Annotated in this window: 24 protein-coding genes; 8 read left to right on the forward strand and 16 right to left on the reverse strand. The window is 62.7% G+C overall.

The window, feature by feature from the left end:
- Positions 1-17 precede the first annotated feature (17 nt).
- The 3 genes from ARUE_RS20795 to ARUE_RS20805 all read left to right on the forward strand — a co-directional run bounded on the left by ARUE_RS20795 (position 18) and on the right by ARUE_RS20805 (position 3046).
- Complete coding sequence (locus tag ARUE_RS20795; RefSeq protein WP_051025039.1) at positions 18-1310, forward strand: D-arabinono-1,4-lactone oxidase; 1293 nt, start codon at positions 18-20, stop codon at positions 1308-1310.
- A gap of 207 nt (positions 1311-1517) precedes the next feature.
- Positions 1518-1982 (forward strand): large conductance mechanosensitive channel protein MscL, encoded by a 465-nt coding sequence (mscL, locus tag ARUE_RS20800; protein ID WP_014923207.1) that lies wholly within the window; start codon positions 1518-1520, stop codon positions 1980-1982.
- A 149-nt stretch (positions 1983-2131) separates the two neighbouring features.
- Positions 2132-3046: an ACT domain-containing protein gene (locus tag ARUE_RS20805; RefSeq protein WP_014923208.1), complete on the forward strand. Its 915-nt coding sequence runs from the start codon at positions 2132-2134 to the stop codon at positions 3044-3046.
- 34 nt (positions 3047-3080) lie between these two features.
- Here the strand turns inward: ARUE_RS20805 and ARUE_RS20810 are convergent, their stop codons facing one another.
- The 6 genes from ARUE_RS20810 to ARUE_RS20835 form a co-directional block, all read right to left on the reverse strand.
- The gene (locus tag ARUE_RS20810; protein WP_011776611.1) at positions 3081-3638 is read right to left on the reverse strand and encodes a dihydrofolate reductase family protein; all 558 of its coding nucleotides are present in this window, start codon (positions 3636-3638) and stop codon (positions 3081-3083) included.
- A gap of 6 nt (positions 3639-3644) precedes the next feature.
- Positions 3645-3992, reverse strand: coding sequence for a hypothetical protein (locus ARUE_RS20815; protein WP_014923209.1), 348 nt, complete (start codon positions 3990-3992; stop codon positions 3645-3647).
- A gap of 114 nt (positions 3993-4106) precedes the next feature.
- Positions 4107-4361, reverse strand: a complete 255-nt coding sequence (locus ARUE_RS20820) for a hypothetical protein (RefSeq protein WP_238324420.1) — start codon at positions 4359-4361, stop codon at positions 4107-4109.
- Positions 4362-4480: 119 nt separating this feature from the next.
- Positions 4481-5854, reverse strand: a complete 1374-nt coding sequence (locus tag ARUE_RS20825) for an NAD(P)(+) transhydrogenase (Re/Si-specific) subunit beta (RefSeq protein WP_011776614.1) — start codon at positions 5852-5854, stop codon at positions 4481-4483.
- A complete protein-coding gene (locus tag ARUE_RS20830; RefSeq protein WP_014923211.1) occupies positions 5851-6228 on the reverse strand; it encodes an NAD(P) transhydrogenase subunit alpha part 2 in 378 nt (125 codons plus the stop codon). The genes ARUE_RS20825 and ARUE_RS20830 overlap by 4 nt, the downstream gene beginning before the upstream one ends.
- Positions 6228-7439, reverse strand: coding sequence for a Re/Si-specific NAD(P)(+) transhydrogenase subunit alpha (locus ARUE_RS20835; protein WP_043470852.1), 1212 nt, complete (start codon positions 7437-7439; stop codon positions 6228-6230). Before ARUE_RS20835 ends, ARUE_RS20830 begins: the two co-directional genes overlap by 1 nt.
- Positions 7440-7625: 186 nt before the next feature.
- Between ARUE_RS20835 and ARUE_RS20840 the strand changes: the two genes are divergently transcribed.
- Together ARUE_RS20840 and ARUE_RS20845 are read left to right on the forward strand one after the other, a co-directional pair.
- Positions 7626-8237 (forward strand): NADPH-dependent FMN reductase, encoded by a 612-nt coding sequence (locus ARUE_RS20840; RefSeq protein WP_011776615.1) that lies wholly within the window; start codon positions 7626-7628, stop codon positions 8235-8237.
- A gap of 118 nt (positions 8238-8355) precedes the next feature.
- Positions 8356-8739: a superantigen-like protein SSL4 gene (locus ARUE_RS20845; protein WP_043470856.1), complete on the forward strand. Its 384-nt coding sequence runs from the start codon at positions 8356-8358 to the stop codon at positions 8737-8739.
- 23 nt (positions 8740-8762) lie between these two features.
- Here ARUE_RS20845 and ARUE_RS20850 read toward each other — a convergent pair whose 3' ends face one another.
- Both ARUE_RS20850 and ARUE_RS20855 read right to left on the reverse strand, forming a co-directional pair.
- Positions 8763-9467 carry an HAD family hydrolase gene (locus ARUE_RS20850; RefSeq protein WP_014923214.1) on the reverse strand — a complete coding sequence of 235 codons (705 nt, stop codon included), beginning with the start codon at positions 9465-9467 and terminating at the stop codon, positions 8763-8765.
- Positions 9457-9738 carry a hypothetical protein gene (locus ARUE_RS20855; protein ID WP_043471583.1) on the reverse strand — a complete coding sequence of 94 codons (282 nt, stop codon included), beginning with the start codon at positions 9736-9738 and terminating at the stop codon, positions 9457-9459. Before ARUE_RS20855 ends, ARUE_RS20850 begins: the two co-directional genes overlap by 11 nt.
- Positions 9739-9853: 115 nt before the next feature.
- On the opposite strand from ARUE_RS20855, the gene ARUE_RS20860 reads away from it, so the two are divergent.
- On the forward strand, positions 9854-10495 hold the full coding sequence (locus ARUE_RS20860; protein WP_043470859.1) for an NADPH-dependent F420 reductase: 642 nt from the start codon (positions 9854-9856) through the stop codon (positions 10493-10495).
- Positions 10496-10709: 214 nt separating this feature from the next.
- Complete coding sequence (locus ARUE_RS20865; RefSeq protein WP_187329907.1) at positions 10710-11507, forward strand: VOC family protein; 798 nt, start codon at positions 10710-10712, stop codon at positions 11505-11507.
- Here the strand turns inward: ARUE_RS20865 and ARUE_RS20870 are convergent, their stop codons facing one another.
- Both ARUE_RS20870 and ARUE_RS20875 read right to left on the reverse strand, forming a co-directional pair.
- Positions 11508-12392, reverse strand: coding sequence for a PaaX family transcriptional regulator (locus tag ARUE_RS20870; protein WP_011776619.1), 885 nt, complete (start codon positions 12390-12392; stop codon positions 11508-11510).
- Positions 12393-12545: 153 nt separating this feature from the next.
- On the reverse strand, positions 12546-12926 hold the full coding sequence (locus ARUE_RS20875; protein ID WP_014923218.1) for a hypothetical protein: 381 nt from the start codon (positions 12924-12926) through the stop codon (positions 12546-12548).
- A 182-nt stretch (positions 12927-13108) separates the two neighbouring features.
- On the opposite strand from ARUE_RS20875, the gene ARUE_RS20880 reads away from it, so the two are divergent.
- Positions 13109-13642, forward strand: coding sequence for an ABC transporter permease family protein (locus ARUE_RS20880; protein ID WP_011776621.1), 534 nt, complete (start codon positions 13109-13111; stop codon positions 13640-13642).
- A 29-nt stretch (positions 13643-13671) separates the two neighbouring features.
- Here the strand turns inward: ARUE_RS20880 and ARUE_RS20885 are convergent, their stop codons facing one another.
- From ARUE_RS20885 to ARUE_RS20910, 6 genes are read right to left on the reverse strand one after another with little or no spacing between them, the layout of a single operon-like run.
- Positions 13672-14067, reverse strand: a complete 396-nt coding sequence (locus tag ARUE_RS20885) for an acyl-CoA thioesterase (protein ID WP_014923219.1) — start codon at positions 14065-14067, stop codon at positions 13672-13674.
- Between the two features lie 7 nt (positions 14068-14074).
- Positions 14075-15433 (reverse strand): MFS transporter, encoded by a 1359-nt coding sequence (locus ARUE_RS20890; protein WP_014923220.1) that lies wholly within the window; start codon positions 15431-15433, stop codon positions 14075-14077.
- A gap of 2 nt (positions 15434-15435) precedes the next feature.
- Positions 15436-17826, reverse strand: a complete 2391-nt coding sequence (locus tag ARUE_RS20895) for a bifunctional salicylyl-CoA 5-hydroxylase/oxidoreductase (protein ID WP_014923221.1) — start codon at positions 17824-17826, stop codon at positions 15436-15438.
- 15 nt (positions 17827-17841) lie between these two features.
- Positions 17842-19539: an AMP-binding protein gene (locus ARUE_RS20900; RefSeq protein ID WP_043470861.1), complete on the reverse strand. Its 1698-nt coding sequence runs from the start codon at positions 19537-19539 to the stop codon at positions 17842-17844.
- Positions 19540-19595: 56 nt separating this feature from the next.
- Complete coding sequence (locus ARUE_RS20905; RefSeq protein WP_014923223.1) at positions 19596-20468, reverse strand: acyl-CoA thioesterase; 873 nt, start codon at positions 20466-20468, stop codon at positions 19596-19598.
- A 3-nt stretch (positions 20469-20471) separates the two neighbouring features.
- Positions 20472-20954: a cupin domain-containing protein gene (locus ARUE_RS20910; protein WP_011776625.1), complete on the reverse strand. Its 483-nt coding sequence runs from the start codon at positions 20952-20954 to the stop codon at positions 20472-20474.
- Positions 20955-20965 lie beyond the last annotated feature (11 nt).

Raw genomic sequence — 20965 nt, forward strand, 5'->3', positions numbered from 1 at the left:
GCAACGGAGCTTTCACCATGACCACTCGTGTTTCCCGGGCATCCGGCATACCGGCCGCAACCACCCCCACCGCCCCTTTCGGTACAGATGTCACCTGGACCAACTGGGGCGGGAACCAGAGCGCGACGCCAGCCTTTACGGTTCGGCCCAGGAACGAACAAGAAGCGCTCGACGCCGTCCGTTTCGCCATCCGCGAGGGCTTGCCCGTGCGGGCGGTCGGCTCAGGACATTCGTCCTCACCCTTGGTCCAGACCGGCGGCGTGCTGATGGACATGTCCGGTCTCTCTGCCATCACCGGCACTGATCGAGTGGGACGCCGCGCCCGGGCTTTGGCCGGCACCACCATCAACGCCTTCGGGGACGCCCTGTGGGACAAGGGACTGGCGCTCAGCAACCAGGGCGACATCGACAAGCAACAGATCGCCGGGGCACTGGCCACCAGCACCCATGGATCCGGCAAGGACCTGGGCAGCTTCTCGTCCAAACTGCGCTGGGTGAAGCTGATCAACGGCTACGGCCAGATCGTCGAAATCGGTGAGGGCCAAATCCGTGAACTCCGGGCGGCACAGGTAGCCCTGGGAACCTTGGGGATCTTCCTGGAAGTCGAGTTGGCCGTCGAGGACAGCTACTACCTGCAGGAACAGATCACGTATCCCACCTGGGCTGAAACCACCGCTACTTGGCAGGCCGACATCGATGACAACCGGCACTACTCGTTCCTCTGGTGCCCGGAAGACGACTCGTGTGAACTCCTCGACCTGCCCGGTTCACCGGACCACAGCATGAGCGGGCGGAGCTACACCAAGCGGTACAACGTGGCTTCCGTTCAGGATGAAAGCCAGCTCTCCACTGTTGAGGGTGCCCGGCTGGACCGTTCCTACCGGATCTACCCGGGCGGCTTCACCACGCAGTTCCACGAACTTGAGTACTTCGTCCGCAGCGAGGACGGCTTAGTGGCTGTCGAAGCCATCCAGGAACTGATCCGCAGCAAGTATCCCGAGCAGAAGTACCCGGTTGAGGTCCGCTGGGTGAAGTCCGACGACGCCTACATGTCCCAGTTCCAAGGCCGCGACAGCACCGTCATTACTCTGACCACGGAGCCAGGCACCGACTACTGGCAGTTCTTCCGGGATGCTGATGCGGTGCTGCAGGAATTCGAACCCCGCGCACACTGGGGAAAGATCCACTTCATGACCCGCAGCCGCTTGGAACGCCTCTATCCCGAGCTGGACACCTTCATCCAGGTGCGGAGGGAATTCGATCCCCGCGGCATGTTCCTGAATGACCACACCAGGTCCCTGCTCGCCTGAAGAGTACTGATTGCCTGATTGCCCGCCGGGATGTGAGAGAACGGCCATCGCTCTCTCACATCCCGAGCCCTTCACCCCAACCCTCTCTCACATCCCGAGCCCTTCACCCCACCCCTCTCTCACATCCCTGTGACAACCCCTTGAAACCTCGGAGTGGTAGTTTGTTCTCTGCTGAGGCAGACAACGCACCCAACCGGAGGACCATCCATGTTTAAGGGTTTCAAGGACTTTATTCTTCGCGGAAACGTGATCGAACTGGCCATTGCTGTCGTTATCGGCAGTGCATTCACCGCGCTCGTTACAGCCTTCACCAACAACATCATCAACCCCGTCATTGCCGCCGCCGGCGGCATGAACGCTGACGGGCTCGGCTTCAGGATCTGGGAGAACAACCCCGCCACGCTCGTCAACATCGGCGCCGTATTGACCGCCCTGGTGACCTTCGTGATCACTGCTGCCGTGGTCTACTTCATCTTCGTGGCGCCCATGAACAAGATCAATTCCCTGGTCAAGGACCGTCTCTCCACCGAGGAGCCCGAGGAAGAGCCGCTGCCTGCAGACACCGCGCTGCTGGCCGAGATCCGCGACCTCCTGAAGGACGCAGCCGCCGCCCGCAACGCAGGCCAGGTTTCCGACCTCGACCCGGACCTCGATTCCGACCGGATCCGCTAGGACAGCCATCGCGGGATGATCCTTCCCGTTTGCTTCTTGAGCCCGGCGTTCTCTCCGCGAGAACGCCGGGCTCTTGCGTTCACTGAGCTGTCCCCGAAACGTGACGCACAGGCAACCGGTTGGAAACAGGGGCGGGGCAGCATGAGAATATGAAGCCCAACCCGAGCACTCCCGTCACCGCGGACCTCCTCTGTGATGTCTGCGGGCAGTTGCCCGAACCGCCCAAAGGCAGGCTCACCCTCGCCAACATTGCCGTCATGCTCCCCATCGAACTTCTAGTGCATGCCGCCGTGGTGGAAACGCACCTTCCCTACGTTGCCAAAGTCCTGCTGCTGGCGGTCACAGCCACTGTCCTGGTCATCTGGGTGGCCGAACCATCCGCGGCGAAGGTCCTACGGCGCTGGCTGCACGCGCCTGCTCTCCGACAACGACACAAGCTGCACCTCGCTCCTGCCCTGTGGCGTGCACGTACGCTGCTGCTGGACCAGCCAGGGTCCCTGCAGAAAATTACCCAGTCGCTCGCGAAGCTTGACACCAACATCCTCAGCCTTCACGTCCACCCCATGGCCAGGACTAGTGGCACCGCCACGGGCCTCGGGGAATCAGTCATGGATGAGTTCGTTCTCTCCGCCCCTGGCGATGTCACCGAGCAGGAACTGCTGAAAGCACTTCACGACGGCGGCGGGCACGAGTCCCATGTCTGGCCCACCACCGCACTGGCCATGGCCGATGGCCAAACCAAGGCACTGAGCCTCGCCACCCGCATCGCCGGAAACCCGAAAGAACTTCCCCACGCTGTGGCCGAACTCCTGTCCGCCAAAGTAGTCCCCAACGATCCTGAGCATACGGCCCCCGAGGCGAGTTCCGCCGTCGGGCCTTCCTCCGACATCCTCAAAATCCCGACGGCTTGGCACGGCCCGCTGGTGTTTTCCAGGCCGGGTGAGCCTTTTTCGCCCGCTGAATCGGCGCGCGCACACAGGCTGGCTGAGCTCGCGGAGATTTTGGCGCATACTTCAACTGACCCGTTGCGTTCCCTCCCGGTCAGCGCACCGCAGCGGGCTTAAGTTCACGCGAAACACCCAACCGCAGAGGCCGGTCTCAGTCGAGCACCCGGTATTTGAGGAAGATGGCGCCGCCGTTGAACGTACGCTCCTGCACAAGCTCCAGCCGGGCGTCCACGCCGTCAGGCAAGCCCTTTTTGCCGCCGCCCACCAACACCGGCACGATAATGAGTTGGCATTCATCCACCAAGCCCTCGCGGAAAGCCTGCGCCGCGAGTTCAGGACCTCCGATCAGGATGTCGGTGGCAACCGAGGCCTTCAACTGCCGAATATCTTCTGCTATGAAATCGCTCTCTATCCTGGTGTTTCCGGTGCTCGGGTCCTGCAATGTCCTGGAGAACACCACTTTGTCGGCCTGCCGCCAGAGATTCGCGAAGTCGTCGATGAACGCAGGTTCCGATTTCGTGTCCCAACTATCCCAAGCGCTCATCACGTCGTAGAGCCGCCTGCCGTAGAGGTAGTGCTGCACGGAGCGCTCACGATCATTGATGAAACGGTGCACTTCCTCGTCCGGCACGCCCCAGTCGAAGTTGCCCTCGGTGTCCGCGATGTAGCCGTCCAGGGACATGATGGCCGAATAGATGAGCTTGGCCACGGGGGTTCAATCCTCGTCAATCTTTTCGAGAAGCTTTCCCAGAGCATCACGAATATCGTCGTAGTCGTACTGGCCGGCTCTGCTCTCGGCAGAGATCACGCCACAGCGATGGATCTTCTTGAAGTCGCCCACGGGGAACTTGTAGTGGCCCTTTTGATCGTCGGGGTGTTCGTCGTCCACACCAAGAAACCACTTGGAGTACTCGGCGTGGCCGTTCTTATCCAGAAAGGCATTCTCATCCTTGGTGGTGGGCGCGTGCTCACTCCAGTCATCGCGGGTGTCCTTGACCACGTTGCCGTCGCGGATCAGATGCTTCGCGTGGTCGAAGGCCTTCTTGTTGAGTTTCACGGTCATGGCGCAACCTCGCTTGGATGTGACGGTTCGGCATGGGCAGGGCAACTCGTACGGTTCAGCATAGGACGACGGAAAGCCGCCGGGAAGGCCGGAGAAGCAGGTCCGCGGCCTTGCTCAGTTGATGAGCTGAATCCGGATGCCCGCCCCGTGTTCTTTCACCACCATCCGCCGCCCTACCGCTCCCTTTTGATTGAGCCATAGAACGCTGCCGTCCGGCGTCACGGCGTCCACCACACCTTGGTCAACGACGACGTTGTCGCGCCGGATTTGAACAGCCTGGCCAACCAACAACCTCCAGTTGGTCACCTGCTTCCCCCGCGCTTGGTCCACGGGTGCTTCAAACAACGAATCTTTCTTACGGTCCTGCAATGGGTGACTCCTAGCATCGTGCACAATACGTTCCGTGAAGGGTTTCTGTACAAGACGTGTGCAATCACCGCTCAGTCCATGACGCTCTTACCAAGGCCCATTTGTGTGATGTGTATCAACTACAAGGCCTTCACGGCCCCCAGCACCTTGGTTAATGAGTCCTTCGCGTCTCCGAACAGCAGGGTGGTTTGGGGCTCGTACAACAGCTCATTTTCAATGCCCGCAAAACCGGGGCGCATGGAGCGTTTGAGGAACACCACCTGCCGTGCGTCCGCTACTTCCAGGATGGGCATTCCGTAGATCGGCGATCCCGATGTGGTCTTTGCCGCAGGATTCACGACGTCGTTGGCACCCACCACGAGTGCGACATCGGTGGTCTTGAACTCGGAATTGATGTCGCCCATTTCCTTTAGCGACTCGTACGGCACGTTGGCTTCTGCCAGGAGTACGTTCATATGGCCCGGCATCCGTCCGGCCACAGGATGGATGGCGAAGTCCACCTCAATTCCCCGGGCTTCCAAGGCCAAGGCCAGCTCCGCCGCGGTGTGCTGCCCCTGGGCGACGGCCAGCCCGTATCCCGGAACGATGATCACACGCTGGGCATAGCCGAGCAGTACCGCTACGTCCTCCGCACTGGAGGAACGCACGGGCCGCTCACTCACGGCGGTTGATCCAGCCGTGGATCCACCCTTGAAGGCTCCGAACATGATGCCCGCCACGCTGCGTCCCATCGCGGCAGCCATGGCGCGGGTAAGGATGGTGCCGGAAGCTCCCACCAGCGTGCCGGCCACCAGCAGGAGGACATTCCCCAGCACCAGCCCGGACGCCGCGACAGCCAAGCCGGTGAAGGCGTTCAGGAGCGAAATGACAATCGGCACATCAGCGCCGCCCACAGGGAGCACCAACAAGATTCCGGCAACAAGACCCAAAACAAGCAGGACCAGCGCCAACAGCAACCAGCCATTCAAGATCACCACGATGCCGGCGCCCACGGCGGCCAGCAGCACCACGGCCATCAAGGCGGGCAGTCCAGGGAACGTCACCGGCCGGGTGGTCATGAGCCCTTGAAGTTTGGCGAAAGTGACACCGGAGCCCGCGAAGGACACCGCACCCACCAGCAACGTGAAGACGATGGCCAAGCGAACCCACGGATCTTCCGTATGGGAGAGTTCCAGCAACGCCACAAGCGCCGCGGCACCACCACCCACACCGTTGAAGAGCGCCACGAGCTGCGGCATCTGAGTCATTTGCACGCGCCGGGCTACCGGCGCAGCCACACCCGAGCCCACAGCAATGGCCCCGAGGATCCATGGAATGTTGTCCAGCTTCACGGAGACGAACACCGTTACCACTGCCAGCAGGGCGCCAAATGCTCCGATCAGATTGCCGCGCCGGGCAGTCCGTGGTGAATTCAGGCCTTTCAGGGCGAGGATGAAGCACGCCGCCGCCGCGAGGTACAGGAGAGCCGTCCAGGTGGGGTTGAGCAGCGTCATTGCCGGCGCCCCTTATCGCCCGGCTCCACGGTGGTGGCGGGCTCCGCGCCTCCGGAAGCTACGGAACCTCCCGGACCTCCAGCGTTCGACGACGGCCGTTGCCTTCCGCGGAACATCTCCAGCATCCGGTCGGTCACCACGAACCCGCCGACGAGGTTGGCTGTGGCAAGGACAACGGCCAGCAGGGCGACCGCCAGTACCCACGGATCCGCGGCTTGTCCGGCCACGATGATGGCGCCCACCAGGATGATGCCGTGGATGGCGTTGGCCCCGGACATGAGGGGTGTGTGCAGGGTGCTGGAGACCTTGGAAACCACCTCGAATCCCACGAACACCGCCAGGACCGTGATTGTCAGCAGGCTCATACCGTCCATCAGCGCACCCCTTCACTGCCGGATTGGATACCGCTGGCATGTCCGCTGCCAAACGGCGCAGTCTCCCCTGCGAGCGCCTTGAGTGCTTCGGCAGTTGGTGCGTGCCGGACTTCCCCGTCATGGGTGAGGCACGTACCGGCAATAACTTCGTCCTCAAAGTCCGGAGCAACCACGCCGTCCCGCGTCATGAGGCCCAAGAGGTTGGCTACGTTCTTTGCGTACAGGCGTGAGGCGTCAGCGGGCATGGCCGAAGCAGGGTCTTTGATTCCCACCAGCGTCACCACGCCCTGGCCGTCGCCTGTAGGGATGGGGATGTCTTGGCCCGGGATGCTACCTTCAACGTTGCCCCCGGATTCGGCTGCCAAGTCCACCACTACAGATCCCGGACGCATGCCTTGGACCATCTCCCGGCTGACCAGGAGTGGGGCGCGCCTGCCCGGAACGGCGGCGGTGGTAATCAGGACATCGGCTTGGGCTACGTGGGGCGTCAAGAGTGCACGCTGCAGGGCGCCCCGGTCGGCGCTGAGTTCCCGGGCGTAGCCGCCGGAGGCCTCGGCGGTTTCGAGGTCCAGTTTGATGAAGGTGCCTCCCATGGATGCCACCTCGTCGGCCGAGGCGGGACGGATGTCGTTGGCTGAAACCCGGGCTCCGAGCCTTTTGGCGGTTCCGATTGCCTGCAGACCAGCCACTCCGGCGCCGAGTACCAGCACGCGGGCGGGCGGGATGGTCCCTGCTGCGGTCATATACAGCGGGAAGAATCGGGGGAGCCGCATGGCCGCCTCAAGGACGCATCGATACCCAGCCACCAACGCCTGCGACGTGAGCGCATCCATGGACTGGGCGCGCGATATTCGGGGAACCAGTTCAAGGGCAAAGGAGGTGATGCCGCCGGCGGCGAGTGCCCGTACGGTGGGCAACTCGGACGACGGTGACCCTAAGCCGACGGTGACAGAACCGCGGCGGAGAGCTCCCGCCGTCGACGGTTCCATGGGACGTACGTGGCAATAGACATCCAGCGATCCGAGAACCAGTGACTGCACCACTGAGGCACCCGCCGCCCGGTAGTCGTCGTCGCTGTGGCCGGACGCGAGCCCCGCACCGGGCTCGATCTCAACTTCAAGGCCCAACCCCACCAGTTGCTTCACCGTTTCCGGTGTTGCGGCCACACGTCGCTCACCGTCGAGCGTCTCGCGCGCTATGCCTGCTTTCACCCGCCACCCCTTTTCCGGAACTCTCCAGAACCCAGTTGGCATGAGTCTATGACTGCATAGGGCCGGGCGGGAGTAGGGGCTGCGCTATGTGCATAAGTCAATTAGTGTCGGTGGAAGCTGGGGGCAACCAGCCACCACACCGTCGACGAGCCGGTTCCGGCCGTGCCGTCGGAAGGGAACGCCGCTATGGACACTTTCAAAATCGGTTATTTCGTAGGAAGCCTGGCAAGCAATTCCATCAATCGGGTCCTCTCCAAGGCCCTTATCAGCGTCGCGCCGCCGGAACTCGAGTTCCATGAGATCGCCATCAAGGACCTCCCTTTGTACAGCGCGGACTATGACGCTGACTTCCCGCCGGCGGGCCGGGAACTGAAGGATGCCATCGCAGCATCGGACGGGATACTGTTCGTCTCCCCCGAGTACAACCGCTCCATTCCGGGCGCGTTGAAGAACGCCATCGACTGGGGTTCGCGGCCGTGGGGCACCAATTCATTCGCGCGCAAGCCCACCGGAATCATCGGCGCTTCGCCGGGCGGCATTGGAACGGCCGTGATGCAGTCGTCCATGCGCAGCGTTTTGAGCTTCCTGGACGCACCGCAATTGAACGCGCCTGAGGCTTACATCCGCTTCGTCGCAGACGCGTACGACGACGACGGTTCAGTTAAGGACGAAGGAACCGCCGGGCTGTTGCGGCACTACATGGAGGAGTACAGCGCGTTTGTTCAGCGTGTCCTCGCTGCCAACGCACCTGGCCACATTGGTGATCCGGAACCGGATTCAGCCAAGCTCACGCGGTAAGGCCAGGCCGGTGCCGCCCGCGACGCCTCCGGGCGGCACCCGCCAAAAGCATCCACAGTTACGGTTTAGTCAGTATGCTTACTACACGAGAAATCATGCTAGTAACCCAGGAGGAACCATGCTTCGCAGATTAGCCGTGACCACCCTTGCCGTGGCACTTTTCGCCGGGTCCATGCTTTCCACTACCGTTGCAGCCAACGCAGGAGTCGGCGCGCTGGGCAGCGTAGCCGCCACCACAACCCCGGCGCCCGAGCCGAGCAACCCCTCCGGGCCATCCACGGCGACACCCACGGCGGAGCCCACCACCGACGTCTCGAACCCCGCCGGCACCGGGCCCGCCAACCCGGGCACAAGCGAAAGCGAACAGCAGGAGCAGACGCGCACTGATGTGGTGCCGTGGATTCTGGCGGCCGTTGCCGCGGCCATCATCATCGTGTTGATCATATGGACTTTGCGGAACCGGCGCGGACGGGACAAGGGAATCAGCGACGAGCCGCGCTAGGCGCAGGCAACCGCCCCAGGGCCTTAGTCGTCCAGCGAACCAGCCATCAACGTGCCGATCGCGCTGCTTTCCAAGTGCTCCAGCAGGTGCCGCGGATTGTCGTAGACCTCCACGGCACCGGCCTCGCGCAGTTCGGCCTCGCTGATGCCACCGCAGGTCAGGGCGATGACGGGAACACCGATAGCCGCGCCGGCCTTCACATCCCATACGGCGTCGCCAACGAACACCACGTCCTTTGGGCTAAGACCAAGCTTGTCCAGGCACGCCTCCAGAATGTCCGGGGCAGGCTTGCTCTCTTTGGCATCGTTGGAGCTGGTCCACGCATCAATGGAGGATCCGGCGTCGAGAAGATGCCTGCTCACTTCCAGGTCGCGTTCCTGAGCTGACGACGCCAAGCCCACGGCCAACCCGGCATCCGAGCACGCGGCCAGCAGGTCCCTGACGGAGTCGAAAGTCCGCAGCGTGGGCCAGAAGGTGGAGAAGACAGCACTATGCGCCGATTTCAGGTCCTCCAACATGTCCCTGGGGCAATCCGGAACCAGGCTTTGGATCAGCCGGTCGCCTCCCATGCCCACGCGCCGGTGGATGGCCGACATTTCGATGTCCAACCCTTCACGTCGGAACGCTTGCCACCACGCCATGGCGTGGAAATAGCTTGAGTCAATCAGTGTTCCGTCCACATCAAAGAGGACTCCGCGCTTCTTTCCCGACGTCGAGTCAGCTTCCACAATTAACCACCTTCGATTGAGTCCGTGCACACTGCTCCGCGAGCGCAGAGTCGATGACGGGTTCCTCCAACATCAGGACGGCGTAGCGCTCGGCAGAGCTCGTGCGAAGAAGTCCCGTCCCCGCCACTTCCCGGATCGCCGCGACCCCTTCAACAGCCTCGTCCACGGAGGAATAGCGCTTGGACAGCCCCATGAGGCAATCCTCGCCGTCCACCATCAGAATTCGACATCCCCCATCGGGGGTTTCAACCAGCTCCAAATGCCCGGCCATGCAAACCTCCTCGTCGTCAGCGACACACCGCATAGTAAGACTCCTTAGTATAAGCCGGGACGAAATATTGCGTAACGCGGGAAATAGGCGTCTGCAACTTCTTGTTGGCGCAGATATGACAACAATCGGAATCATCGGTGCAGGACACATTGGCGGCCAGGTTGCCCGCAAGGCAGTAGAACTTGGCTATGACGTCGTGATCAGTAACTCACGGGGGCCCGAAACCCTCGGCGAGCTCGTAGCGGAACTGGGGCCGCGGGCAAGGGCCGCGACGGCAGCTGAAGCAGCAGCGGCAGGCGATTTCGCCGTCGTGACCGTTCCCCTGAAGAACTATCAAGACATCCCCGTTGAACCGCTCGAGGACAAGATCGTCATCGACACCAACAACTACTACTGGGAGCGCGACGGCCGCATCCCGGAGCTGGAAAACGGTGAAGCCACCACCTCCGGCCTCCTCCAAAAGCACCTCCCCACATCCAAGGTGGCTAAGGGCTTCAACCACATTTTCGCCAAGGACATCACTACCGACGGCACGCCCGCAGGGTCGCCGAATCGACGGGCGCTGGCCACCTCAAGCGATTTCCCCGAAGCCGCCGATCTCGTCACCAAGCTCTACGACGAGTTCGGTTTCGACACCGTCAACGTCGGCCCGCTGGAGGAGAGCTGGCGCGTTGAGCGCGACCGGCCCGCCTACGTCATCCGGCAAAACGCTGACGAACTCCGCGAAAACCTCGCCAAAGCGACCCGCACCATCTAACACGCAACGCACGACGGCGGGAAGGCGGCTTTCGCTTTCCCGCCGCCTTTATTTGGGCTGCTGTTTCGGGGCTCCTGAGAAATTTGGATTGAAATCGTGTCACGAACCGGGTCCGGCAACCACTCTATGGATGGCTGCCTCCTCGGGCGCCCGGCGCATCGGGCAGCCGGGGAGGCAGCTTTGTCCTTCAAAGCAAGCTATCCAAAGGAGCCCCATGTCCACCAAAATCTCAAGCTGGCCCGCGGCCACACCCATGTGGGTGGATCTCGGCGTCAACGATCTGCCGGCTGCCAGGTCCTACTACGCGGAGCTCTTCGGCTGGGAGTACGTCTCCGGCGGCGAGGGCTCCGGCGACTACCTCTTGGCGCACGCTGACGGACGCGCTGTCGCGGGAGTTGGCCCCAAGCAGGATCCGGGCATGGCTACTGTTTGGACCACATACCTGGCTACCGACGATGTCGATGTGACCGCCAAGAAGGTAATCGCCAATGGAGGACAGCTGATTGCGCCCCCGTTTGACGTGCTGGACTCCGGTCGGATGGCGTTGGCCATGGACAGCGTGGGCGCGGTCTTCGGCCTCTGGCAGGCCGGAACCCATATCGGGGCCGAACGTGTCAACGAGCACGGCGCACTCTGCTGGAACGAGCTCCACACCCGCGACTACGCCTCGGCCCAGGCTTTCTACTCCAAAGTTTTCGACGCCAGCTACCAGGACATCAGCGGGGACGATTTCACCTACTCCACGTTCAAGCGCCCATCGGACGGCCGGGAAGTGGGCGGAGTCCACCACGACACGGACATGCCGGAAGGTCTGCCGAACTACTGGCTGGCCTGGTTCGCCAGCGACGACGTTGATGGAACCGCAGAAAAGGCCCTGGAGCTGGGTTCCTCCCTGCTGGCACCTGTCATGGACAGTCCGTTCGGACGCATGGCAATCGTGCAAGGGCCACAAGGTGAAACGTTCGGCATCATCGACACGCCACCCACTGGCGATCAGTCCGCCAGCGAGTAGTCAGGCGGCAGCCGGGTTCAGGGCCTCAGCGATGACCTCGTGCGCGTGCGCCGCCGCAAGGGGTGCCGCCAAGCGATGTACTGCCTGGAACGTCCTGCGAACCGCCGGTCCATGCCACTCGGGCGGAAGGTAATCGGCGGGCAAGTTCGGGTCCCGATACGGGAACTTGCGCCACATGGTGAGCATCGGAATGTAATAGCGGAAAGCGTCGCGCCGCAGCTCTTCGGTGGATTCAGCAACGGCGACCTCCGGATCGTCCCCAACGCGTTCGGCCCACTGCTGTTCAGCGCCGTCGTAGAGCTCAAGGAACTCGGTGAACTGGTCATCGAGTTCCTTGAGGTCCCACCATTCGGAGATCTTGGGACGCATGGGTCCGTCAAAGACGTAGTCACTCCGGAAAAGATCCACGAACTCGATCAGGTCGCTCGCGGTGAGGCGTTCCCGGGCTTGCTCCAGCTTGTGCGCGGGTGCGATCCACACTCCGTTGGCCACGGAACCGAAACCAAGCCCCAGCAGCGCGGACCGCAGCTGGTGCCTGCGGTTCCGCATGGACTCCGGCACCGAGAATACTGCCAGCACCCAGGTGTCTACCGGCGCAGGCTGCTCCGGCGCGAAGATCCGCCGGTCCCCTTCACGGAACACGTCGCTGACGGACTCCGAAATCTTGTACTTGGCGATCCCGCCCTCGCGGACGCTCTTCAGAACGCCCTTGGACTTGAGCCTGGAGACCGACGACCTCACTCCCGGAGCATCGTAGCCGAGCGAACCCAGCATGGAGATCAGCGCAGAGACCGGCAATGCGTCACCGGCGTTCCGGCCGTAGAGACCGAAAATCGTGACGAGCAGCTGCTGGTGGCGCACCGGGGGTGCCGGAACGGCGAACATCTAAAGGCCCTCATTTCCGCGCCGGAGTTCCGGCGCCAGTCCAGTTCATCATAGGTGCGGGACTGTCCGCCGAGTTGGCAGTTAATGCCAATGTTCCAGCGCGGCATTGCCATTACCTGGTATGTCGCGGGACGCGTGCCTTGTCCGCGAGGGTCAGCCCAGCGAAAGAAGCAGGAAGAGGACGGCGAGAACCAGCGCCACGGGCGTCATGACCAAGCGTTCGGGCTTGCTGCGGGAGATCGCATTCATGCCGACACCCAGGGTGAAGTAGGCGGTAAGTACCCACATGAAGACGTCGGTGAAGGGCTGGCTGATCAACGCGGGGACCAGCTCGGCCTTGGCCAACGCCGTGTAGCCGAAGAGCACGTACAGCAGGATGGAGACGATGCTGCCGATCCTCAGCTTCCGCGGCAGGACCTCGTGCTGGCCACCCCAAGCGAACCGCCCGATGGGCGCACCGGCCACCAGTGCCAATTGGAAGATCGCAAGTAGGCCAAGAATTATGCACGCGAGAATCGCGTAGAGCTGCTCCACCGGCTAAGCGTAACTGCCGAGCGCCCGCGCCATCGGTGAACCAGACATGAACGTGAAACGAAAGACCGGCGAGCTGGCCGCGCCTTAGTAAGCATGCTTACTATAGATGGACGCGCGAACTCCCCGTACGGGGCTAAGCAGCCACCCGGAGTACTTTCCGTATCAACGATAGGAAGCACATCATGGCAGGAAATCTCGTAGCCCGTTCAATTCACGACCTCACAGCCGCTGCATGGTTCGGCGGCTCCTTGATGGGGGCCATCGGACTCAACGGCGCCGCAGCAGAAGCCAAAGATCCCACCGAGCGCACCCGCCTCTCAAGCAAAGGCTGGGGTAAATGGGCTCCGATCCAGACCGCAGCTTTCGCCGGACACTTGGCCGCGGACCTTGCCATCGCTTGGGAAAACAAAGGCCGTATCGCCAAGCAGGACAGCGTCGCCGCAAACACCATCTACAAGACCGTAGTGACTTTGGCTGGAGCTGCAGTCACCCTGTACGCAGGTGTTGTGGGCAAGAAGGTAGATGAGCTCTCCGATGAAGGCGCCCAGGGTGCCACGGAGCCGCGCGCCGGTGCATCGGATGAATTGAAGACCGCCCAAACGCAGCTGAAAGCACTCCAGTGGGCCATCCCTGCGTTCGCAGCCTGGGTGATCATTCTTGGCGCCAAGCACGGGGAGATGCAGCGGCCCAAGAACATCCTGAAAGGCCTGCGCTAGCCAACCCGCCTCGCGCTCGCGGCGAGGGGTTAGGAACCCTGCACGGCCTTGACGAAGTGTTCCGGCCAAGGCCGTGCAGTGGTGCTGCCGTTAGGTACGTGCACCGTGGTGACCGTCCCGTGCGCGGCCACCTCACCGGCGTCGGACGTTACTTCGAAAGCCATGGTCAGCGAGGTCCGGCCGAGCGCCTGAATCCTCACCGTTGCGGTGATGCGCTGGCCGAACCACAGCTTGGCTTGGTAATTGATCACTTGCTGCACACGCGGGGCGCTGGGGAAATAGTCGGGCAACTCCAGCGATCGGAAGAGCTCGGCCTCCGCAGCCTCAACCCAGCGCAGGATGGCTGAATTGTGCTGGTGTCCGGAGGCGTCGGTGTCCACCCACTCCACCGTTCGCTCGACGCACGCCTCCGGAAACCTGTCCATGATTCTCCTAGCGGGCGCTGACGGCGATGTCGTCAGGATCAACGTCGACGGCGGCAACCGGCACCTCGGGCTGCGGCTTGGGAATCATCGCCACAGCGCCTGCCGCAAGTACGGCGATCCCGGCGAAGATGGCGAAGTTGGCCTCAAACGGCAGCTTGGAGCCTGCGATCCAGCCACCAATCAACGGCCCGGAGATAGCTCCCAAACGGGCGAAGCTCAGGGCCCAACCCGTCGCCGTACCGCGGACCTTCGCCGGGTAGTAGTCGGCGATGTAACCGGTCAAGACCAGCGACGTGGAGATGGACCCGACACCGGCGAAGGCCACGAACAGCAGGTTGACCACCATGGTGTTGGGGAAGACCAGCAGCATGATGCCCAAGCCGCCCAGGATGTAGAAGACCACCAGGATGAGCTTCTTCCCGTACTTGTCAGCAGCGCGGCCCAGGAGCAAGCCACCGATCGCGGAAGCAAGGCTGAAGACCAGGAGGAACGTCAGGGACGAGCCGAGATCGTATCCGGCTTTCTTCATGATGCTGGGCAGCCAGGTGTTGAGCCCGTAAACCAGGACCAAACCGCAGAAGAGTGAGATCCAGAAGAACACCGTTGAACGGATGTACTTCCGCGAGAACATGGTGGTGATGGTCTTCCACCACGGATCGGCTTGCATACCGGCTGCGGGCGCCACGGGGACAACCGGCCGGTAATCAGTGATGCTCAACTTGGCAGCCAGAGCCTTGGCCTCCGCCCTCCGGCCCTTTGATTCCAGGAATTCCAGGGACTCGGGGAGGAACTTCCAGATGATCGGAATCAGCACCACCGGCGCAGCGCCAATGGCGATGACGGCACGCCAACCACCGAGGGGCAGCACGAACAACGCAGCAAGTGCGGCCGCGACGATTCCCAGCGAGTAACCGGAGTACATGAGGCCGTAGTTGTAGGAGCGCTTATTCGGAGCCGAGTATTCAATGGTCAGGGCCGCTGCCACGGGAATGACACCGCCCATGCCCAGGCCGCCGATGAGCCTGAAGATGCCGAAGAGCTCCGGCGTCGGAGCCCACGCTGCTCCGGCCTGGGTGAGAGTGAAGATCACCATGGAGGCCAACAGCATTTTCTTGCGGCCCACGAGGTCGCTGAGCGTCCCGATGAACAGGGCTCCGATAAGCATGCCGATCAAGGCATATGATCCGAGTCCGCCAAGGGCCAGCGGACTGAGGTTCCATTCCTTGTATTCGGCAAGAGCGGGGAGGATGGCTCCCAGGACGCCGACGTCGTAACCTTCGGCGAGGATCGCGAGCCAGCAGCAGAACAACACCAGGCCGGTGGTCTTCTTGGGCACGTTCCAGTCGTTGACCGGTGCGGTGGCCATGGCTACTTCACCAAAACCGATGCTGCGGCGGACTCGGGAGTCCAGCGAAGATGCGTGTTGGCCTCTTCGATGTCCGTTTCCTTGAGCAAGGACAGGCGCGGACGAACGGCGTCAGTTCGTGAGCTCGGTGGCTTTCGACGCCCGGCACGGAACTGCGGGATCCACTCGGCGCCGGGGCCCTGGTATTCCTGTTCGGCAGCGGCGTGCAGCGTCCACTGGGGATCATAAAGATGCGTACGGCCCAAGGCGATCAGGTCCGCGCGGCCCGCGAGGAGGATGGAGTTCACGTCGTCGTAGGTGGAGATGGCGCCGACGGCGATCACAGCCACGCCTGCCGGAGCAGCAACTTCCTGACGGATGCGGTCGGCGAAAGGCGTCTGGTAGCTACGACCGAACGCGGGCTTCTCCTCCTTGGCAACCTGGCCGGTGGAGACATCCAGGCCCGCAGCACCGTGTTCAACAAATGCCGCGGCTATGGACACGGAATCATCGGAAGTGTTGCCACCATCGATCCAGTCCGTGGCTGAGATGCGCACCGTCACCGGCTTGCTGGCAGGCCAAGCCGCACGAACGGCGTCGAACACTTCCAGCGGGAACCGCAGCCGGTTCTCCAAGCTGCCGCCGTACTCGTCGGTCCGCTTGTTGGACACCGGCGAAAGGAAGGAGGACAGCAGGTAGCCGTGGGCCGCGTGGATTTCCAGGAGGTCGAACCCTGCCTGCTCGGCGCGGACGGTTGAGGCCACGAACTCCGCCTTAATGGCGTCCATGCCGGCACGATCCAGCTCAACGGGGGTCTGGTTCTCCGGACTGTACGGCAGTGCAGAGGGCCCCACCGCGGTCCAGTTGCCGGACTCGAGCGGCTGGTCAATGCCCTCCCACATGAGCTTGGTGGAGCCCTTGCGTCCCGAGTGGCCCAGCTGCGCGCCGATCTTGGCGGTGGAACGATCATGAACGAAGTCCACAATTTCCTTCCAGCTATCACGCTGGCCATCCGTGTAGAGGCCACTGCAGCCGGGGGTGATGCGGCCGGCTTCGGAGACACAGATCATCTCGGTCATGACCAGGCCGGCGCCACCGAGTGCCTTGGAACCCAAGTGCACCTTGTGGAAGTCGCCCGGAATACCGTCCGTGGCCGAGTACATGTCCATCGGGGAGACGACAATACGGTTCTTCAGCTCCAGTTGGCCGATGCGGAAGGGCTGGAACATGGCCGGAGCCACCTCGCTGAGGCCCTGGGATTCGGCAAAGCCGCGGTCCACGGCGTCTGCGAATTCAGGATCGCGGAGGCGCAGGTTTTCCTGGGTGATGCGGCGGCTGCGGGTCAACAGGTTGAACGCGAACTGGGTGGGGTCCTGGTCCTTGTACTGGCTGATGCGCTCAAACCACTCAAGGGAAGCCTGGGCTGCGCGCTGGGTGGAAGCGACCACGGGCCGACGCTCGGCCTCGTATGCGACCAGCGCGGACTCGACATCCGGGTGCTCGTGCAGGCAGGCGGCCAGCGCCAGCGAGTCCTCCATGGCCAGCTTGGTGCCGGAACCGATGGAGAAGTGGGCGGTGTGGGCGGCGTCGCCCAGCAGCACTACGTTGTTGTGGCGCCAGCTCTCGTTGCGGACCGTAGTGAAGTTGATCCACTTGGAGTTGTTGGTGAGGACCTCGTAGCCGTTCAGTTCCTCGGCGAAGATCTCGCGGATCTTGGCGATGGCCTTCTCGTCGGAGACGCCGGGAGGGAAGATTTCGTCGGCGGTTTCGTCGAAGCCGGCGGCGTGCCACACGTCCTGGTGCATTTCCACGATGAACGTGGAACCCTCATCCGAGTACGGGTAACCGTGGATTTGCATGACGCCCCACTCGGTTTCCTTCACGAAGAACTTGAAGGCCTCGAACACCTGGTCCGTACCGAGCCACATGAACTTGTTGGTCCGCGGGTCCAGGTTCGGCTTGAACGAGTCAGCGTACTTAGTACGGATCTGCGAGTTGATGCCGTCCGCGGCAAGCACCAGATCGTAGTTCGCTTCGAGTTCCTCAACAGCCGGAGCCAGGGTACTGAAACGCACGTCCACGTTCAGTTCGATGCAACGGCGCTGAAGCAGTTCCAGCAATTCCTTGCGGCTCATGGCAGCGAAGCCCTGGCCGCCCACCGTCATCATCTCGCCGCGGAAGTGGATGTCGATATCGGACCAGCGGGCGAAGCGTCGGCTCATGTAGTCAGCCACCACGGGATCAGCGTTGCCGATGCCGCCCAGGGTCTCATCGGAAAATACGACGCCGAAGCCAAAGGTGTCGCTGGCAGCGTTACGTTCCCAGAGGGTGATGTCATGCGACGGGTCCAGCTGCTTCATCAGTGCTGCGAAGTACAGCCCGCCGGGGCCGCCTCCAACGATTGCGATTTTCATGGGTGTTGCTCCTTCTCAGGCCTGGCTCTGGCCGGCGGGGGTAAGTTGTTCGGTGTTTTCCGGGGCACTCTCTAATGGGGCCGTCGCCGCATTTTCTGAAAGGAGTCCGTCGCGGAGCTTGAAGTGCTGGAGTTTGCCGCTGGGATTGCGGGGCAGTTCGTTGACGAAGCGGACGTCGCGCGGGTACTTGTACGGGGCGATGGTCTGCTTCACGAAGTCCTGGATTTCCTTGCGCTTTGCGGCGTCGCCGGTGATGCCTTCGCGCAGGACAATGAACGCGCAAACGATGCTTCCGCGCTCCTCATCCGGGATTCCGATGACCGCGTTTTCCACCACATCCGGGTGTTGATCGATGGCCGTTTCAACCTCGGGCGCACCGATGTTGTAGCCGGAGGAGACGATCATGTTGTCCGAGCGAGCCTGGTACGTGAAGTAACCGTCAGCGTCCATGGAGAACGTGTCGCCGGTGACGTTCCACCCCTTGACCACGTAGTTCGCCTGCCGGGGATCGTCCAGGTAGCGGCAACCGGTGGGGCCGATCACTGCCAGGCGGCCGATCTTGCCGGGGCCGAGTTCATGGCCGTCGTCGTCCAGGATGGTGGCCCTGAACCCCGGGACAGCGCGGCCCGTGGTTCCGGGGCGAATGTCATCACCGGCGGCGGAAATGAAGACGTGCAGCATCTCCGTGGCGCCGATCCCGTTGACCAATCGCAGGCCCGTGGCCTCCCGGACTGCTTCCCAGGTTTCCTTGGAGAGGTGCTCTCCGGCAGAGACGGCAAGGCGCAGGCCCCGCAGGAGGTCCCCGCGGTTTTCCTTGAGGATCGCCCGGTAGGCCGTTGGCGCGGTAAAGAGGATGGTGGCCCCGGCTTTTGAGGCATGCTCGGCCAACTCCACGGGGCCCGCCTTCTCGGTCAGGAGCGACGACGCACCGAACCGAAGCGGGAAGACCACCAAGCCACCGAGCCCGAAAGTGAAGGCCAGCGGCGGTGAACCGGCAAAGACGTCATCCGCGGTGGGCTGCAGGATGTAACGGGCGAACGTGTCCGCGTTGGCCAGGATGTCCCGGTGAAAGTGCATGGTCACCTTCGGCACACCCGTGGTGCCCGACGTCGGACCCAACAGGGCAACGTCGTCCGCGGAGGTGTCCACGGCAGTGAACACCCCGCTCTTGCGCCCGCAGCGGGAGCTGAGGTCGCCGTCGTCGTCCGCTCCATAGGCGAGCACGGTGACAGCATCCCCGGCCGCGACCGCGAGCTCGTCCACGAAGCGGTGGTCCGATATCGCGACCACCGGCTTGGTGAGACCGATGAGGGTGGAGACTTCGTTGGAGCGCAGCATGGGCATGGTGGTCACCACTACCGCTCCCGCTTTCAGCACGCCGAGCCAGGCAGCGACGATCCACGGGTTGTTGGGGCCACGGAGAAGTACGCGGTTGCCCGGAACAACTCCGAGGTCTTCGGTGAGGACCTGAGCCACCTGGTTGGAACGCTGCTGGAGCTGACCATAGGTCCAAACAGTGCCATCAGGGGTCCGCAAGGCCGGGCGGTCTGCGCCGTACTGTTCGACAGCGTCGTCGATCAGCACCGCGGCAGCGTTGAGCCGCTCCGGGTAGTGGAGTTCGGGGAGGGTGAATTCAAGCGCAGGCCAAGTATCGGCGGGCGGCAGGTGGTCGCGGGTAAACGTGTCCACGTGGGCCGATGGCAACATGCTCATGGCCGGTCCTTTCAGTGGTGCGTCGTTGAAGCGGATGAAGGTTGGGGCAAAACTGTTCAGGCGCCGGCCCGGATCATGCCCTCTTGGGCGACCGTGGCAAGCAGCCTTCCTTGACGATCGAAGAAGCGGCCCATGGCGAGGCCCCTGTTGCTTTGACCGGAGATTGCGTCCTGGGCGTAGAGCACCCAGTCGTCGGCGCGACCGTCGCGGTGGAACCACATGGAGTGGTCCAGGCTGGCGGTGGCAAGTCCGGGGCTGGACCAGTTGAGTCCGTTCACCCGGAGGAGTGGCTCCAGAATCGTGTAATCGCAGACGTAGGCAAGTGCAGTGCGGTGGAGGTCGGCGTCGTCAGGCAGGGCGTCGAAGGCCTTGACCCAAATCGCTTGCTGCGGCACCGAACCGCCCTCCAACTCGATATATACCGGCCCTGGAATATGGCGCATATCGAAGCTGCGCCCCGTGGACCAGTAGTCCGCTGCAGGACCATCGGTTCCGTCCAGCGCTTCAGCAGCGCTCCTCAGCGATTCAGGCTCGACGGCGGCAGGAGCCTCGGGTTGGAAATCCGGGCCGTTTTCGGGAACCTGGAAGGAACCCATCGCGGCATACACGGGCTTGCCGTTTTGGAAGCCCCGGACCGTGCGTGTGGAGTAACCCCGGCCGTCCCGGAGGCGCTCCACCTCGTACCGGACACTGGAACCGATATCCACGGGACGCATGAAGTAGCTGTGCATCGAGTGCAGAGCCCTGTCAGCATCAACGGACCGCATCATTGCGGCCGCAGCCTGTGCCACCATGTCTCCACCATAGGCTTTTGGCCACGGAACGTATTGGGTGGTTGCTTCATAGGCTTCGTCGAAGACCTCGGCCGTTGCGGGCGTGAGTTCAACGGCCTTGAGGAAGGTCTCGGACGTCAGGGTTCCAGTGATCATGGCTTAGGCCCGGCGGTAGTCGGCGAGGGTATCGTCGGCAACGTCTTCGAGGTTGACCACCAGGTTTTCCGGCGTGCGCGCGGTAAGCCATACGAGTTCTTCCGTGATGGACATGTTGGCTTCAACGTGGGGCATGAACGGCGGCACGAACACCCAGTCGCCGGCCTTCATGTCGATGAACTCCGAGTAGTTTTCGCCGAAGTAGATGCGGCCGTGGCCACGGAGCACGTAGCCGCCGGTCTCAGCCTCGCCGTGGTGGTGCGGAAGTGAGCGGTAGCCGGGGGTGTTGGACACTTGGCCGAACCAGATCTTGGTTGCCGGGGTGTGCTGGATGCTGACGCCGGAGACGCGGATGCAATCGCCGGACTGGGCAGTGTTGGTGTCCTCAGCTCCGGCGCGGGTGACAACCGGGACAACCTTGCCGTCAGCCTGCGCGTAGATGGAGTTATCGCCTTCGAGTTGGTACTCGGTGGTGGTCTGGCTCATGGGTTTTCTCC

The sequence above is a fragment of the Arthrobacter sp. Rue61a genome, from assembly GCF_000294695.2.
Classification (GTDB): domain Bacteria; phylum Actinomycetota; class Actinomycetes; order Actinomycetales; family Micrococcaceae; genus Arthrobacter; species Arthrobacter aurescens_A.